We start from the raw sequence: 16935 nt of genomic DNA, 5'->3' as shown, positions 1-16935 counted from the left end.
TTATTTCAGCCCGCAGAGGCCAGCAGCGCCGCGTTGCCGCCCGCCGCCGTGGTATCGACGCACAGATGCCGTTCGTGCAGCGCATGGGCCGCATCGGGTTGCGCGGTGATCAGCGGCAGGATCGGGCCGTCGCGGCGGGCAAGCGCCTGCGCATAATCGCGCGCCGCTGCGTCATCGCCCCACCACAGCACGGCGGAGAAACCGCCGAGCGTGGTCAGGGCCGCAGCCGCCACCGCACCCCCGGCGGTTACCGCAGCACCGCCAAGCGCGGTGACCGCGCGGGCCTGCGCGGCCTCCGCCTCCGGACCGGGGCCGAGGCAGAGCACCGCCGGACGCGGCTCGAAGGAGAGGCGGTTCATCTCGCCGGTCGGGCCGGGCATGTCCTGCGCGGCGCGGCCCGCGCCCGCGGGTGCCGCAGCCAGACGCTCCGCCAGACCCGAGGCCGGAGCCACCGTCGCCGCCGCCTGCTGCGCCGGAGCCGGGGCCGAGAACCGCGCGAGGTAAAGCGGCCCGCCCGCCTTCGGCCCGGTGCCCGAAAGCCCCTCGCCGCCGAAGGGTTGCGAGCCGACCACCGCGCCGATCTGGTTGCGGTTGATATAGATGTTTCCGACATGGACCGCCGCCGAAACCTCCTGCACCCGCGCGTCGATCCGGGTGTGCAGCCCGAAGGTCAGCCCGTAGCCCGTGACGTTGATGGCATCGACCACCGCACCGAGCTCACCGGCCTTGAAGGTGGCGAGATGCAGCACCGGGCCGAAGATCTCGCGCTTCAGATCGGCAATGCCCTTCACCCGGATCAGCGTCGGCGCGACGAACAGCCCCTCCGCCGGGGTGGCCAGTGCATGCAGGACATCGCCCCGCTTCGCCGCGATATAGGCGGCGATCTGGTCGCGGGCTTCGGCGTCGATCACCGGGCCGACGTCGGTGCGCAGGTCGAGCGGATCGCCCAGCCGCAGCTCGTCCATCGCGCCCTTGAGCATTTCGATCATCTTGTCGGCGACGTCTTCCTGCACGTAGAGGCAGCGCAGCGCCGAACACCGTTGCCCCGCCGAGCGGAAGGCCGAGGCGACGATATCGCGCACCGCCTGTTCCGGCAGCGCGGTCGAATTCGACGATCATCGCATTCAGCCCGCCGGTTTCCGCGATCAGCGGCGCGCCGGGGGCCAGATTGGCGGCCATTGCCGTGCGGATGATCCGCGCCGTTTCGGTCGAGCCGGTGAACACCACCCCCGCGATCCGGGGGTCCGAGGTCAGCCGCGCGCCCACCGTGGCGCCATCGCCCGGCAACAGTTGCAGCGCGCTTGCGGGCACGCCCGCCTGATGCAGCAGCCGCACCGCCATCGCCGCGATCAGCGGCGTCTGCTCGGCCGGTTTCGCCAGAACCGCATTCCCCGCCGCCAGCGCCGCCGCAATCTGCCCGGTGAAGATCGCCAGCGGGAAGTTCCACGGGCTGATCGCGGTGAAGAAACCGACAGGCTCGGGGTTCGCGGCCTCGGCCTCCCCGGCATAGTAGCGCAGGAAGTCGCAGGCTTCGCGGATTTCGGCCACGGCATCGCCCAGCGTCTTGCCCGCCTCGCGCGCCAGAACGGCGAAGATCGGGCCGAAGTTCTGCTCATACAGGTCCGCCGCCTTGCGCAGCGCCGCCGCGCGCTCGGCCACCGGCGCCTGCCACAGCGCCGCCCCCGCGATCGCTGCGGCGACGGTGGCGTCATCGGCCTCGGTCACCTGCGCGATGACCTCGCCCGTCGCCGGGTTGGTCACCGGGCGCAGCGCGCCGCCGGCCTGACCCGCGGCAATGATCGGCGCCGCATCGGGCAGGGCGCATTGCCGCGCCGTTTCGATCTGCGCCAGAACATGGCTGTCCGACAGATCGAACCCCATGGAATTGACGCGCGCGGGCTGGAACAGGTCGGCGGGCGCGCGCAGCAGGGCAGGGGCCTTCGCCGTGGCCAGCGCCTCGAACGGGTCGCGGGCAATGGCTTCGGGGGCGATGTTCGCATCGACGATCTGATGCACGAAGGACGAGTTCGCCCCGTTCTCCAGCAGCCGCCGCACCAGATAGGCCAGCAGGTCGCGGTGCGCGCCCACCGGCGCATAAATCCGGCACCGGCCCTTGGTCTCGCGCAGCACGATGTCGTGCAGTTGCTCGCCCATGCCATGCAGGCGCTGGAACTCGAACGGGCGCCCTTCGGCCAGTTCGAGGATCGCCGAAACCGTATGCGCATTGTGCCCGGCGAATTGCGGATAGATCCGGTCGCCCAGCCCGAACAGCTTCTTCGCCAGGCAGATATAGGCGACATCCGTGGCCGTTTTCGAGGTGAACAGCGGGAAGCCCGGATGCCCTTCGACCTGCGACAGCTTCATTTCGCTGTCCCAATAGGCGCCCTTCACCAGCCGGATGTTGATCTTCTGGTCATGCCGCCCGGCCATGTCATAGAGCGCGTCGATCGCCGCGCCCGCCCGCTTGCCATAGGCCTGCACGACGATGCCGAACCCGTCCCAGCCCTTGAGCGCCGGATCCGCCATCACCGCGTCGATCACCTTGAAGCTGAGGGTGAGGCGCGCCTGTTCCTCGGCATCCACATGCATGCCGATCCCGGCGGCCCGCGCGGCCTTGGCGAGCTTCGCCACCACCGGCACCAGTTCCGCCATCACGCGCTCTTCCTTCGCGACCTCATAGCGCGGATGCAGCGCCGAGAGTTTGATCGAGATGCCCGGGTTGGCCGTCACCGAACCCCGCGTCGCGACCTTGCCGATCGCCGCGATGGCGCGTTCGTAATCAGTGGCATAGCGCGCGGCATCACCCGCCGTCATCGCCGCTTCGCCCAGCATGTCATAGCTGTAGGTGAAGCCGATGGCCTCGCGCTCCTTGGCATTGTCGAGCGCCTGTTCGATGGTCTGGCCCAGAACGAATTGCCGCCCCATTTCCTTCATCGCCCGGCCCACGGCGGCCCGGATCACCGGCTCGCCCAGCCGCTTGACCGCGCCGCGCAACACGCCCGCCATGCCCGGCGCATCATCGTCCAGCACCTTGCCCGTCAGCATCAGCGCCCAGGTCGAGGCATTGACCAGCGACGACGCCGCCTGACCCATGTGGCGGCCCCAGTCGGCGGGGGCGATCTTGTCCTCGATCAGCGCGTCGATCGTGGCATTGTCCGGCACCCGCAGCATCGCCTCGGCGAGGCACATCAGCGCGATCCCCTCGCGCGTCGAAAGCCCGTATTCGGCCAGGAATTTCTCCATCAGCCCGGGCTTGCCGCCTTCGCGGATCCGGCGCACCAGCGCGGCGGCACTGGCCGAAATCCGGCTGCGGGTCTCCGCCGGAATAGCCGCGGTGGCGATCAGGCTGGCGAGGGTTTCGGCTTCGGGGGCGAATTTCACCTCCGGGCCTTCAAGGGAATCGAGGCGGTCGAGCGGTTGCGACATGGGGAATCTCCTGTTCACCGCCATCTTAACGTTACCAGGATGGACGGTTCGCCTGAAGATGGCTATTTCTATGGTCTATCAGGCCAAAGAATTTCATGATGGAGTGCTGATTGCCTAACGATCTGGATGCGATAGATCGCCGGATCCTTGCCGCGCTGATCGCCGACGCACGCCAGCCGGTGACCGAGATCGCCCGGCAGGTCGGTCTGTCGAAAACGCCCGTCGCTGCCCGGATCAAGCGGCTGGAGGAAATCGGCCTGATCACCGGCTACCGCGCCATCCTCAGCCCGATCAAGCTCGGCCTGACTCATGTGGCCTTCGTCGAGGTGCGGCTGAGCGACACCCGCGAAAGCGCGCTGCGCCGCTTCAATACCGCCGTCCGCGCCGTGCCCGAGATCGAGGAATGCCACATGATCGCGGGCGGCTTCGACTATCTGCTGAAGGTGCGCTCGCATGACATCGCCGAATATCGGCGGGTGATGGGCGAAAAAATCTCGGCGCTGCCCTTCGTCACCGCGACCTCGACCTATGTCGCGATGGAGGCCGTCGTCGAGGTCGGCGAGGCGCGGGGCTTTGCCTGACACGGGCCTTACGATTGTCATGGTGCCGCACCGTTTCCCATGCCGACAGTGGCCCGTTTGCCGGATCGCCGCCACCTACCCGACGCCATTACCGTTCAACCAACCGTCGGTGCCTGGGGGTACGTTTCGCGCCCGGATCCACGGTTGTTTGACCTGTTGGGGCAAGTAAAAGCCCCGCGCGTGGATCCAGCGCAGGTTTCCGGCAGGCAGGCGGCATCCTTCAGAAAAGCCCCTGCGCGCGGATCCAGCGTTCGGCTTGCTGGTTGGAGGCGTGTTTGTCCTGAAAGCCCCGCGAGCGGATCCAGCATAATCAGACACGCGTCCAGCGCGCTTGATACGTTTCCTGCGCGCTTGATACGTTTCCTGCGCAATACGCACGATGCGCCCCTTGCAGGGACGCATCGCCTTGCGCCTAGTGCGCCATCCGGTCGCGGCCCGATCAGCCCGCTGGCAGAAGCCGGGGCTTCGACCCCATCAGCCGCGGTTTGCCATGCTCGGAAATGTCGAGCTGAATCGCGCCGTCCTTCACCGTGACCCGCACGACACCGCCCTTCGTCAGCCGACCGAACAGCAGTTCCTCCGCCAGCGGCTTCTTCAGGTGCTCCTGGATCACGCGGCCCAGCGGGCGCGCCCCCATGCGGTCGTCATAACCCTTTTCAGCCAGCCAGTTCGCGGCCTCCGGGCTCAACTCGATATGCACGTTGCGGTCGATCAGTTGAGCCTCCAGTTGCAGCACGAATTTGTCGACAACCTGAAGGATTACCTCCCGCGGCAGCGGGGCGAAGTTGACCACGGCATCCAGACGGTTGCGGAATTCGGGCGTGAAGGTCCGCTCGATCGCCGCCGTATCCTCGCCCTCGCGCTTGTCGCGGCCAAAGCCGATTGCCGCCTTCTGCATGTCCGCAGCGCCCGCATTCGACGTCATGATCAGGATCACGTTGCGGAAATCCACCTGACGGCCGTTGTGATCCGTCAGCTTGCCGTGATCCATCACCTGCAACAGGATGTTGTAGACATCCGGATGCGCCTTTTCGATTTCATCGAGCAGCAGCACGCAATGCGGGTGTTGATCCACCCCATCCGTCAGCATCCCGCCCTGATCAAAACCGACATAGCCCGGAGGGGCGCCGATCAGACGGCTGACCGCATGCTTCTCCATATATTCCGACATGTCGAAACGCAGCAGTTCCACGCCCAGGATTTTCGCCAGCTGGCTTGCGACCTCGGTCTTGCCGACACCGGTCGGCCCCGCGAAAAGGTAGTTGCCGATCGGCTTTTCCGGTTCGCGCAGGCCAGCCCGCGCCAGCTTGATCGCCGAGGACAGGGTTTCGATCGCCTTGTCCTGCCCGAAGACCACCCGCTTGAGCGTCTTTTCCAGGTCGCGCAGCACTTCGGCATCGTCCTTCGAGACGTTCTTCGGCGGGATCCGGGCGATCTTGGCCACGACCGCCTCGATCTCCTTTTCGCCCAGCGTCTTGCGCCGCTTCGAGGCCGAAACCAGATGCTGCGCCGCGCCCGCCTCGTCGATCACGTCGATCGCCTTGTCGGGCAGTTTGCGGTCGTTGATGTAGCGCGCCGAAAGCTCCACCGCCGCCTTGATCGCGTCATTGGTATAACGCAGGTCGTGGTGCTTCTCGAAATAGGGTTTCAGCCCCATCAGGATCTTGATCGAATCCGCCACCGACGGCTCGTTGACGTCGATCTTCTGGAACCGGCGGGACAGCGCGCGGTCCTTCTCGAAATGCTGGCGGTATTCCTTGTAGGTGGTCGAGCCCATGCAGCGCAGCTTGCCGCCCGCCAGCGCGGGTTTGAGCAGGTTCGACGCATCCATCGCCCCGCCCGAGGTCGCCCCGGCGCCGATCACGGTATGGATTTCGTCGATGAACAGGATCGCGTTCGGATGGTCCTCCAGCTCCTTCACCACGGCCTTCAGCCGCTCCTCGAAATCGCCGCGGTAGCGGGTGCCCGCGAGCAGCGCGCCCATGTCGAGCGAGAAGATCGTGGCCTTGGCCAGGATCTCGGGCGTTTCGCCGCGGATGATCTTCAGCGCCAGCCCCTCGGCGATGGCGGTCTTGCCCACACCCGGATCGCCCACCAGCAGCGGGTTGTTCTTGCGCCGGCGGCACAGCACCTGAACCGCGCGCTCGACCTCTTCCTCGCGGCCGATCAGCGGGTCGATGTCGCCCTTCTGCGATTTCACGTTCAGGTTGACGCAATATTTGCCCAGAGCGGATTCCTTGTTTTCCGCCTGCGTCGCCTGTTGCTCCTGCTTCGGCTCTTCATCCGATCCGATGACCGGGCGCGGCTCGCCGAAGGCCGGATCCTTCGCCACGCCATGCGCGATGAAATTCACCGCGTCGTAGCGAGTCATGTCCTGCTCTTGCAGGAAGAAGGCAGCGTTGCTTTCGCGTTCGGCAAAGATCGCGACGAGAACATTCGCCCCGGTGACCTCGGTCCGGCCGGAGCTTTGCACATGGATCGCCGCGCGCTGGATCACCCGCTGGAAGGCGGCGGTGGGCACGGCCTCGGACCCTTCGACCTCGGTGATCAGGGTCGACAGGTCGTCGTCGATGAATTCGGTCAGCGTGCCGCGCAACTCATCGAGGTTCACCCCGCAGGCGCGCATCACGCGGCTGGCATCGGGCTCGTCGATCAGGGCGAGCAGCAGGTGTTCGAGCGTGGCCAGTTCATGCTTGCGGGCATTGGCGAGTGCCAGGGCCCCATGAATGGCTTGTTCGAGCGTGGTCGAGAACGACGGCATCTGATGCTCCTTTCTGCGGCGCGGGGTGTCCCGCCGACACTGGCCTCATGAGGTTAAAGTTCGGTGGATTGCCCCGCGCTTCAAGTCCCATTTGCGCAAAAATCGTTCAAACTTATCTGTCTGCCCAATTTGTGATCATGCTGCGCGCGCAAAATCACCGGGCCAAGGCACCTGAGTTAGGAACGCTTCCGCCTTGCATCAAGGGAGGGCCGGGTTCCATGGGTAGGAAAGCCATGAGAGCAGGGCGGAGACAAGAGATTCGTCCCGCGCCACGACCATCTGACGGGGTTAGAAACTGTCCTTGCGCGCCCGCGCCTCGGTAAAGATCTCCAGCGCGCTTGCCCCCTCCGGCAGGCCGAGCGCCCGGCGCAACCCGTCGTCCGCGCGCAGGAACGGATTGGTCTGCAATTCCTCCGCGAGCGTCACCGGCAGGGTCGGCTCCCCCTGCGCGCGCAGCGCCCGGATCCGCTCCATCCGCGCCAGCAACGCCGGGTTCCCGGGTTCCAGCGACAGCGCGAACCGGCCGTTCGCCTCGGTATATTCGTGCCCCGAGCAGACCCGCGTTTCGGGCGGCAGCGCCGACAGCCGCGCCAGCGTGCCGAACATCTGTGCGGGCGTGCCCTCGAACAGCCGCCCGCAGCCCCAGCTCATCAGGCTGTCCCCCGAAAACAGCAGCCCCGCCTCCGCCATGTAATAGGCGATATGGCCGATCGTATGCCCCGGCGCGTCGATCACCTCGACCGTCTGCATGCCCAGCGGGAAGCGGTCCCCGGGCGCCACCGGCGCGGTGAGCGGCGGCAGCCGGGCGGCATCCTGCGCCGCGCCGATCACCCGCGCTCCGGTCATTTCGTGCAGCGCCTCAACGCCGCCGATGTGGTCGGCGTGGTGATGGGTGATCAGGATATGGCTCAGCCGCCAGCCATGCGTGCGCAGCGCTTCCAGGATGGGCGCGACCTCGGGCACATCGACGACCGCCGTCGTGTCCGTGGCTTCCTCATGGATCAGCCAGGCGTAATTGTCCTTCAGGCAAGGGACGATGATCAGTTCGAGGGTCATGGCGTTCGGCGGCCTTTGCTTTATGCTGGCCCGAGCATCGCCGAAGGAGGCTCGTCGCGCAATGCATCTCGATGTGCTGGACCTGCGCAATTTCTATTACCGCACGCAGCTCGGACGGGCCGCGCAGAAGGCGGTGCGCGACCGGCTGCAACAGATCTGGCCCTCGGGCCCGGCGGAGATGACGGGGCAGACGGTGGTGGGCTATGGCTTTGCCGTGCCGCTCCTGCGCCCCTATCTGGCGACGGCGCGCCGGGTGATCGGGCTGATGCCGGCGGAGCAGGGGGTGATGCCCTGGCCCGCGGGGATGCCCAATGTCTCGGTGCTGTGCGACGAAGCGCGCTGGCCGCTGGAGACCGGGATGGCCGACCGGCTGGTGCTGCTGCACGGGCTTGAGGTCTCGGACAATCCCGACCTGCTGCTGGAGGAATGCTGGCGCGTGCTGGGGCCGGGGGGGCGGGCGATGCTGATCGTGCCGAACCGCTCGGGCCTCTGGGCGCCGCGCGAGACGACGCCCTTCGGCTTTGGCCGGCCCTATACGCTCGCGCAGCTCGACCGGCAGGCGAGGCGCGCCGGCTTCGTGCCCGAGCGTCACGCCGCCGCGCTGTATATCCCGCCCTCGCACCGCCGGTTCTGGCTGCGCTCGGCGACGATGTGGGAGCGGCTCGGCGGGCGGCTGACGGGGCTGATCGCGGCGGGGGTGCTGATGCTCGAAGTCTCGAAACAGGTCCACGCGCCGCGCAGGCCCGGCCTGGGCGCGACCGTGCGCCGCCCGCTTTCCGTCCTCGAAGGCGTCGGACAGCCTGGCCTGAGCGCGCGGGTGAAAGAATCACCGCCGCGCTGATGCCGCTCCGGTTTTCCGGCATCCGGCGATGTTAGCGCGCCAACTCCGCGCCCCCGGAACGGGCAGGCCAAAATACGGCTCCGTCAATCACATTCTGTTGTCCAAGACGGTTGCGAGGGGGGGGGGCGCTCTGCTAAACGCAACGCCGAATGGGGTGTTCGGCAGGTTGTCCGCGCACCGGCAACGAAGACCCTGGTCCGGTTGATCGCGACCGCAGGCCGGGGCAGAACATCGGAAGGGTGGACGTGTCCGAACCAGCTTCGATTTCCGCAGCCATCGCCGGGCGTTATGCCCAGGCCATTTTTGAACTTGCGCAGGAGTCCGGCGGTCTCGCCGCGCTTGAGGCGGATGTCGGGGCGATGACGGCGGCGCTGGCGGCCTCTTCCGACCTGCGCGACCTGATCGCTTCGCCGATCTATGCCCGCGACGACGAGGCCAAGGCCGTCGAAGCGCTGGCCCGGGCGATGAACCTGTCGGCGCCGATGGCAAACGGCCTCGCGCTGGTCGCCGAGAAGCGGCGCCTGTTCACGCTGCCACATCTGCTCAAGGAACTGACCGCCCTGATCGCCGAGGCGAAGGGCGAGGTCACCGCCGACGTTACCGCGGCGACCGAACTGACGACGGCGCAAGCTGCGGAACTCGCCGCCGCGCTGAAGGAAAAGACGGGCAAGACCGTCAAGCTGAACGTGACCGTCGATGACTCCCTGATCGGCGGTATGATTGTCAGGCTGGGGTCGCGGATGATCGACACGTCGGTCCGCGCGAAACTCGCCTCCCTGCAGAACACCATGAAAGAGGTTGGATAATGGGCATCCAGGCAGCTGAGATCTCTGCGATCCTCAAGGAGCAGATCAAGAATTTCGGGCAGGATGCCCAGGTGGCCGAAGTCGGTCGCGTGCTGTCCGTCGGTGACGGTATCGCCCGCGTCTACGGGCTGGACAATGTTCAGGCCGGCGAAATGGTCGAGTTCCCCGGCGGCATCCGCGGCATGGCGCTGAACCTCGAAGTCGATAACGTCGGGATCGTTATCTTCGGCTCCGACCGCGACATCAAGGAAGGCGATACCGTCAAGCGCACGAACGCGATCGTGGACGTGCCGGTCGGCCCGGCCCTGCTGGGCCGCGTCGTCGACGCCCTCGGCAACCCGATCGACGGCAAAGGCCCGATCGAGGCGACCGAGCGCCGCGTGGCCGACGTGAAGGCTCCCGGCATCATTCCGCGGAAATCGGTGCATGAGCCGATGGCGACCGGCCTGAAATCGGTCGATGCGATGATCCCGATCGGCCGTGGCCAGCGGGAACTGATCATCGGCGACCGTCAGACCGGCAAGACCGCGATCGCGCTCGACACGATCCTGAACCAGAAGGCCTACAACGCGGCCAATCCGGCGGCGAAGCTGCACTGCTTCTACGTCGCAATCGGGCAGAAGCGTTCGACCGTCGCCCAGCTGGTGAAGAAGCTCGAAGAAACCGGCGCGATGGAATACACTACCGTCATCGCCGCGACCGCTTCGGACCCGGCGCCGATGCAATACCTCGCACCCTATACCGCGACCGCGATGGCGGAATATTTCCGCGACAACGGCATGCACGGGCTGATGATCTATGATGACCTGTCGAAGCAGGCCGTCGCCTATCGCCAGATGTCGCTGCTGCTGCGTCGTCCGCCGGGGCGTGAAGCCTATCCGGGCGACGTGTTCTATCTGCATTCGCGTCTGCTGGAACGTTCGGCGAAGCTGAACGAGGAATTCGGCTCGGGCTCGCTGACCGCGCTGCCGATCATCGAAACCCAGGCGGGCGACGTGTCGGCCTATATCCCGACCAACGTGATCTCGATCACCGACGGCCAGATTTTCCTCGAAACCGAACTGTTCTACCAGGGCATCCGTCCGGCCGTGAACACCGGCCTGTCGGTGTCGCGTGTGGGCTCCTCGGCGCAGACCAATTCGATGAAGTCGGTGGCCGGCCCGGTGAAGCTGGAACTGGCGCAATACCGCGAAATGGCGGCCTTCGCTCAGTTCGGCTCGGACCTCGACGCGGCGACGCAGAAGCTGCTGAACCGTGGTGCGCGCCTGACGGAGCTGATGAAGCAGCCGCAATATTCGCCGCTCACCAATGCGGAAATCGTCGCGGTGATCTATGCGGGTACCTCGGGCTTCCTCGATGGCGTTGCGGTGAAGGACGTGGGCCGCTGGGAAGCCGGTCTGCTGGCCTATCTGCGCAACTCCCGCAAGGACATCCTCGAATGGCTCACCAAGGACGATCCGAAGATCAAGGGTGACGCCGAAGCCAAGCTGAAGGCCGCGATCGAAGAATTCGCCAAGACCTTCGCTTGATCCTGAAAGGACAGGGACATGCCCAGCCTTAAGGACCTCAAGAACCGGATCACGAGTGTCAAGAACACCCGGAAGATCACGAAGGCCATGCAGATGGTCGCGGCGGCCAAGCTCCGTCGCGCCCAGGAAGCCGCCGAAGCCGCCCGCCCCTATGCGGACCGGATGACCGCGGTGATGTCGAGCCTCGCCGCTTCGGTGGGCGGATCGGACGCGCCCCGGCTTCTAGCCGGGACGGGGTCGGACCGGACCCATCTTCTGGTGGTGATGACCGGCGAGCGTGGGCTCTGCGGCGGCTTCAACGCGAATATCGCGAAGCTGGCGCGGCACCATGCGCAGGATCTGCTGGCCGCAGGCAAGACGGTGAAGATCCTCACCGTCGGCAAGAAGGGCCGCGACGCGCTGCGCCGCGACCTGGGTCAGTATTTCATCGGCCATGTCGATATGAGCGACGTGAAGAAACTCGGCTACGACAATGCCCAGGTGATCGCGAAGGATGTTCTTGCGCGCTTCTCCGAAGGGGAATTCGACGTCGCCACCCTGTTCTTCTCGCGTTTTGAAAGCGTGATCAGCCAGATCCCCACGGCGCGCCAGGTCATCCCGGCGCAGTTCGAGGCGGATGCCGCGGGCCACGGGGTTTCGGTCGATTTCGACTATGAGCCGAGCGAGGAGGCGGTCCTTGCGGATCTGCTTCCGCGCGGTGTCGCCACGGCGATCTTCACGGCGCTGCTGGAAAACAACGCCTCCTTCAACGGGGCACAGATGTCGGCGATGGACAACGCAACGCGCAACGCGGGCGACATGATCGACAAGCTGACGATCCAGTACAACCGCTCGCGTCAGGCCGCGATCACCACCGAACTCGTAGAAATCATTGCGGGCGCCGAGGCGCTCTGACGGAATCCGGAGACAGATAATGGCAAGCAAAGGCAAAGTGATCCAGATCATCGGCGCCGTCGTCGACGTTCAGTTCGATGGCGCACTTCCGGCGATCCTCAACGCCCTTGAAACCACCAACAACGGCAAGCCGCTGGTGCTCGAAGTCGCCCAGCACATGGGCGAGAACACCGTCCGCACCATCGCGATGGACGCGACCGAAGGCCTCGTGCGCGGCGCCGAAGTCCATGACACCGGCGCGCCGATCACCGTTCCGGTGGGCAACGCAACGCTCGGGCGTATCCTGAACGTCATCGGCCAGCCGGTGGACGAAAAGGGCCCGGTCGCGCAGGACACCACCCGCGCCATCCACCAGCCCGCCCCGGAGTTCGACCAGCAGTCGACCGAGACCGCGATCCTCGTCACCGGCATCAAGGTCATCGACCTGCTGGCGCCCTATTCCAAAGGCGGCAAGATCGGCCTGTTCGGCGGCGCCGGCGTGGGTAAGACGGTTCTGATCATGGAACTGATCAACAACATCGCCAAGGTGCACTCGGGCTTCTCCGTGTTCGCCGGTGTGGGCGAGCGGACCCGTGAAGGGAACGACCTCTATCACGAAATGATCGAATTGGGCGTTATCAACACCGAGAAACTCGAAGAATCGAAGGTGGCGCTGGTCTATGGCCAGATGAACGAGCCTCCGGGGGCCCGTTCGCGCGTGGCGCTGACCGGCCTGACGTTGGCCGAACAGTTCCGCGACCAGTCGGGCACGGACGTTCTGTTCTTCGTCGACAACATCTTCCGGTTCACCCAGGCGGGTTCGGAAGTGTCGGCGCTGCTCGGCCGTATCCCTTCGGCCGTGGGTTACCAGCCGACGCTGGCGACCGACATGGGCGCGCTGCAAGAACGCATCACCTCGACCAAGGCGGGCTCGATCACCTCGGTTCAGGCGATCTACGTTCCGGCCGACGACCTTACCGACCCGGCACCGGCGACCTCCTTCGCCCACCTCGACGCCACGACGGTTCTGTCGCGGGCGATCTCGGAACTCGGGATCTATCCGGCGGTGGACCCGCTCGACTCCTCCTCGCGGATTCTCGATCCGCAAGTGGTCGGGCAGGAACACTATGACACCGCCCGCGCCGTTCAGGGTATCCTGCAACGCTACAAGTCGCTTCAGGACATCATCGCCATCCTCGGGATGGACGAACTGTCGGAAGAGGACAAGCTGACCGTGGCCCGCGCGCGCAAGATCCAGCGTTTCCTGTCGCAGCCCTTTGACGTGGCGAAGGTCTTCACCGGCTCGGACGGGGTTCAGGTTCCGCTCGAAGACACAATCAAGTCGTTCAAGGCGGTGGTCAACGGCGAATACGACCATCTGCCGGAAGCGGCCTTCTACATGGTCGGTGGCATCGACGACGTGATCGCCAAGGCCGCCAAGCTCGCCGCTGCGGCGTAAGGGGGCTTAGATGGCCGATACGATGCAGTTCTACCTCGTGACGCCGGAGCGGAAGTTGTCTTCCGTCCCGGTCCGCGAGGTGCGGCTTCCGGGTAGTCAGGGCGACCTGACCGCGATGCCCGGCCATGCGCCGATGATCACCACGCTGCGCCCGGGGATCGTCACGGTCGTTGCCGCGGATGGGTCGATTGATGAGTTCGGGGTCACCGGCGGCTTCGCCGAGATCATGGGCGATATGGTCAATCTGCTGGCGGAGCGGGGCGTTCCGAAAGAGGAACTCACCGCCGCGTTGGTGGCGCAATATGTCGCCGATGCGAAGAAGGCGCTCGAAGAGGCCGCTCCGGACGCAGTTGATGCGGCGGTGAAGATGCTTGCCGACATGCAGGCGCTTGACGCGCATATCAACGCCTGAAGCGTTCGGTATCGGAAAAGAGGCCCGCGGGGAAACCTGCGGGCCTTTTCGTTTGCGGTCAGCCGCAGTCGATGTTGAAGATCTTGCCGGTCTGGTCGAGCCGGAACACGATCCGCTGCGGGTTGTATTCCTGCGGCTCGATCCCGCGCCATTCGACCACGTTGATCGGGCGGGAGATGCCCAGCGTCGGGATCACCGAGGCGGGTTGGCCAAGCGCCGCGACCTGATCCCCGGCGTGGCAGGTGTCGGGCTCGCGCTGTTCGAGCGCACCCTCCTGACTTACGGCGGGGGTCAGGTGGGGGGCCGGAACGGGATCGGTCGGAGCCGGATCCTCGGTCGTGCTTTGGCAGCCGGCAAGCAGGCCGAGGCTGACGGCAATGGCGGAAAAGCGGATCATCATGTCGCACCCATTATTGCGTTACCCTGTGCTTTCGCTCAGGGTCTGGCATGACTCTATACAGGGAGATTCTGTCAATGAGAACCCGTGCTGCGGTAGCTGTCGCCCCCGGAAAACCGCTTGAAATCATGGAAGTGAACCTCGACGGCCCGAAGGCGGGGGAGGTTCTGGTTGAGATCAAGGCGACGGGTATCTGTCATACCGACGAATTCACGCTCTCGGGCGCCGATCCGGAGGGGATCTTCCCCGCGATCCTGGGCCATGAAGGGGCGGGGATCGTGCTGGAAGTGGGCGAGGGCGTCACCACGCTGAAGCCCGGCGACCATGTGATTCCGCTCTACACCCCCGAATGCCGGCAGTGCCCGAGCTGCCTGAGCCAGAAGACGAACCTCTGCACCTCGATCCGGGCGACTCAGGGGCAGGGGCTGATGCCGGACGGGACCACGCGGTTTTCGATGCTCGACGGCACGCCGATCTACCACTACATGGGCTGCTCGACCTTTGCGCAGCACACGGTGGTGCCGGAAATCGCGCTGGCGAAGATCCGCGACGACGCGCCCTTCGATAAGGTCTGCTACATCGGCTGTGGCGTCACCACCGGCATCGGCGCGGTGATCAACACGGCGAAGGTCGAAATCGGCGCCAAGGCGGTGGTCTTCGGCCTGGGCGGGATCGGGCTGAACGTGATCCAGGGCCTGAAGATGGCCGGGGCAGACATGATCATCGGCGTCGATCTGAACAACGACAAGAAGGAATGGGGCGAGCGCTTCGGCATGACCCATTTCGTCAACCCGAAGGAGATCGACGGCTCCGTCGTTCAGCACATCGTCAACATGACGAAGACGCCCTTCGATCAGATCGGCGGCGCGGATTACAGCTTTGACTGCACCGGCAATGTCAAGGTGATGCGCGATGCGCTGGAATGCACCCATCGCGGCTGGGGCGTTTCGGTCGTCATCGGCGTCGCGCCCGCCGGGGCCGAGATCCGAACGCGGCCGTTCCAACTGGTGACGGGCCGCGTGTGGAAGGGCACGGCCTTCGGCGGCGCGCGCGGCCGGACCGATGTGCCGGGCATCGTCGACTGGTATATGAACGGCAAGATCGAGATCGACCCGATGATCACCCACACCCTGCCGCTCGAACGCATCAACGAAGGCTTCGACCTGATGCACAGGGGAGAATCCATCCGCGCTGTGGTGGTCTACTGACGAAACAGCCCCCGGTGTGATGACACCGGGGGCTTTGACTGCTTTCGGGGGCGGCAGGTTCACGCCGTGGCGGGATCCCGCGCTCTGGCCGGTTACGCTTCGGAGGTTTCGCCGACTTCCTCGGGCACTTCTTCCACCGGCTTGGTGGTGCGGAAGGACCGCAGCAGAAAGTCCGGCACATGGTCGCCCATACCGATCACGACCGGGCCGTCATCCCGGTCCCGCCCGCGATGGCGCTCGCGGCGTTCTTCGCGATGGGGCGGAGCCTCGCGATGCGGAGGGGTTTCGACCACGGGGGCCACCGCTTCGGCGGCGGGTTCGGGGCGGCGACGTTCGCGCTCGCGTCCGCGGCCACGCCCGCCACGGCGCTCCTCGCGGTCGTCGTATTTCTTCGGCTCGCGATGCGCGGCTTCGGACGGGGCAAAGCCTTCGGGCAGGTCCGCCCGGGGGATCTGCATCTTCACCAGATTCTCGATCTGGCTCAGATATTTGTCGTCCGAGGGCGTCGCGATCGAATAGGCCGTGCCCAGACGCCCGGCCCGGCCGGTACGGCCGATGCGGTGGACGTAATCCTCGGCATGGCTCGGGATGTCGTAGTTGAACACATGGCTCACGGCGGGAATGTCCAGCCCGCGCGCCGCGACGTCCGAGGCGATCAGCAGTTGCAGCTTGCCTTCACGGAAGTCGTCGAGCGTCTGCATCCGCTGCCGCTGTTCCAGGTCGCCATGGATCGGCGCGGCATTGAAGCCGTGCGTTTTCAGCGACTTGGCAACGATGTCCACATCGACCTTGCGGTTGCAGAAGATGATCGCGTTGGTGCAGCTCTCGCCCTCGGCCCGGATCAGCGCGCGCAGCAGTTCGCGCTTCACCTTCGCGGCCTGATCGCGGCGCGGCGGGGTGATCTGCACCAGCTTCTGGGTGATGGTCTCCGAAGTCGTCGCCTGCCGCGCCACTTCGACCCGCGCGGGGGCGTGCAGGAAGGTGTTGGTGATCCGCTCGATCTCCGGCGCCATCGTGGCGGAGAAGAACAGCGTCTGCCGGTTGAACGGCGTCAACTGGAAGATCCGCTCGATATCCGGGATGAAACCCATGTCGAGCATCCGGTCGGCCTCGTCCACCACCATGATCTGCACCCCGGTGAGCAGCAGTTTGCCACGCTCGAAATGGTCCAGCAGCCGGCCCGGCGTCGCGATCAGCACATCGACGCCGCGGTCGATCAGCTTGTCCTGCTCGCCAAAGGACACGCCACCGATCAGCAGCGCCTTGGTCAGTTTGGTATATTTCGCGTAAACGTCGAAGTTCTCCGCCACCTGCGCGGCGAGTTCGCGCGTAGGGGCCAGCACCAGCGAACGCGGCATCCGTGCCCGTGCCCGGCCATGCGCGAGGCGCGTGATCATCGGCAGGGTGAAGGAGGCGGTCTTGCCGGTGCCCGTCTGCGCAATGCCCAGAACATCGCGGCCTTCGAGCGCGGGCGGGATGGCGTCGGCCTGAATCGGCGTCGGCGCTTCATAGCCCGCTTCGGCGATGGCCTGCATGACATTGGGGTCGAGGTTGAGATCGGTAAACTTGGTCATTGGCGTCCATAA

The 16935-nt window shown here is 65.7% G+C and carries 12 protein-coding genes and 1 pseudogene; 8 read left to right on the top strand and 5 right to left on the bottom strand.

The annotated features are described in order from the left end of the window. Window positions 1-5: 5 nt before the first annotated feature. Window positions 6-3426, bottom strand: a pseudogene (gene putA / locus QM789_RS13580) (bifunctional proline dehydrogenase/L-glutamate gamma-semialdehyde dehydrogenase PutA). Between the two features lie 110 nt (window positions 3427-3536). Between putA and QM789_RS13575 the strand changes: the two are divergent. Continuing rightward, window positions 3537-4007, top strand: a complete 471-nt coding sequence (locus tag QM789_RS13575; RefSeq protein WP_420352403.1) for an Lrp/AsnC family transcriptional regulator — start codon at window positions 3537-3539, stop codon at window positions 4005-4007. A 439-nt stretch (window positions 4008-4446) separates the two neighbouring features. Here QM789_RS13575 and clpA read toward each other — a convergent pair whose 3' ends face one another. Next, window positions 4447-6768 (bottom strand): ATP-dependent Clp protease ATP-binding subunit ClpA, encoded by a 2322-nt coding sequence (clpA, locus tag QM789_RS13570; protein WP_420352402.1) that lies wholly within the window; start codon window positions 6766-6768, stop codon window positions 4447-4449. Window positions 6769-7056: 288 nt separating this feature from the next. Next, window positions 7057-7824 carry a hydroxyacylglutathione hydrolase gene (gloB, locus tag QM789_RS13565; protein WP_420352401.1) on the bottom strand — a complete coding sequence of 256 codons (768 nt, stop codon included), beginning with the start codon at window positions 7822-7824 and terminating at the stop codon, window positions 7057-7059. 61 nt (window positions 7825-7885) lie between these two features. Here gloB and QM789_RS13560 point away from each other — a divergent pair, with 61 nt between their 5' ends. From QM789_RS13560 to QM789_RS13535, 6 genes are all read left to right on the top strand, one after another. Further along, complete coding sequence (locus QM789_RS13560) at window positions 7886-8665, top strand: methyltransferase domain-containing protein (RefSeq protein ID WP_420352400.1); 780 nt, start codon at window positions 7886-7888, stop codon at window positions 8663-8665. A gap of 245 nt (window positions 8666-8910) precedes the next feature. Further along, a complete protein-coding gene (locus QM789_RS13555) occupies window positions 8911-9471 on the top strand; it encodes a F0F1 ATP synthase subunit delta (RefSeq protein WP_420352399.1) in 561 nt (186 codons plus the stop codon). Next, entirely contained in the window at window positions 9471-11000 is a 1530-nt protein-coding gene (gene atpA / locus QM789_RS13550) for a F0F1 ATP synthase subunit alpha (protein WP_420352398.1), read from the top strand. Before QM789_RS13555 ends, atpA begins: the two co-directional genes overlap by 1 nt. An 18-nt stretch (window positions 11001-11018) precedes the next feature. Next, window positions 11019-11894, top strand: coding sequence for a F0F1 ATP synthase subunit gamma (locus QM789_RS13545; RefSeq protein WP_420352397.1), 876 nt, complete (start codon window positions 11019-11021; stop codon window positions 11892-11894). A gap of 19 nt (window positions 11895-11913) precedes the next feature. Continuing rightward, the gene (gene atpD, locus QM789_RS13540; RefSeq protein ID WP_420352396.1) at window positions 11914-13332 is read left to right on the top strand and encodes a F0F1 ATP synthase subunit beta; all 1419 of its coding nucleotides are present in this window, start codon (window positions 11914-11916) and stop codon (window positions 13330-13332) included. A 10-nt stretch (window positions 13333-13342) separates the two neighbouring features. Then, window positions 13343-13744, top strand: coding sequence for a F0F1 ATP synthase subunit epsilon (locus QM789_RS13535; protein ID WP_420352395.1), 402 nt, complete (start codon window positions 13343-13345; stop codon window positions 13742-13744). Window positions 13745-13802: 58 nt separating this feature from the next. Here the strand turns inward: QM789_RS13535 and QM789_RS13530 are convergent, their stop codons facing one another. After that, window positions 13803-14141: a hypothetical protein gene (locus tag QM789_RS13530; RefSeq protein ID WP_420352394.1), complete on the bottom strand. Its 339-nt coding sequence runs from the start codon at window positions 14139-14141 to the stop codon at window positions 13803-13805. Window positions 14142-14218: 77 nt separating this feature from the next. Here QM789_RS13530 and QM789_RS13525 point away from each other — a divergent pair, with 77 nt between their 5' ends. Then, window positions 14219-15349 carry an S-(hydroxymethyl)glutathione dehydrogenase/class III alcohol dehydrogenase gene (locus QM789_RS13525; RefSeq protein WP_420352393.1) on the top strand — a complete coding sequence of 377 codons (1131 nt, stop codon included), beginning with the start codon at window positions 14219-14221 and terminating at the stop codon, window positions 15347-15349. 92 nt (window positions 15350-15441) lie between these two features. Here the strand turns inward: QM789_RS13525 and QM789_RS13520 are convergent, their stop codons facing one another. Continuing rightward, entirely contained in the window at window positions 15442-16923 is a 1482-nt protein-coding gene (locus QM789_RS13520) for a DEAD/DEAH box helicase (RefSeq protein WP_420352392.1), read from the bottom strand. Between the last annotated feature and the right edge of the window lie 12 nt (window positions 16924-16935).

It is taken from the genome of Paenirhodobacter sp. (genome assembly GCF_047600745.1).
GTDB lineage: Bacteria > Pseudomonadota > Alphaproteobacteria > Rhodobacterales > Rhodobacteraceae > Rhodobacter.
The sequence above is the reverse complement of the archived record's forward strand: the minus strand, read 5'-3'. Positions and strand labels throughout refer to the sequence as shown.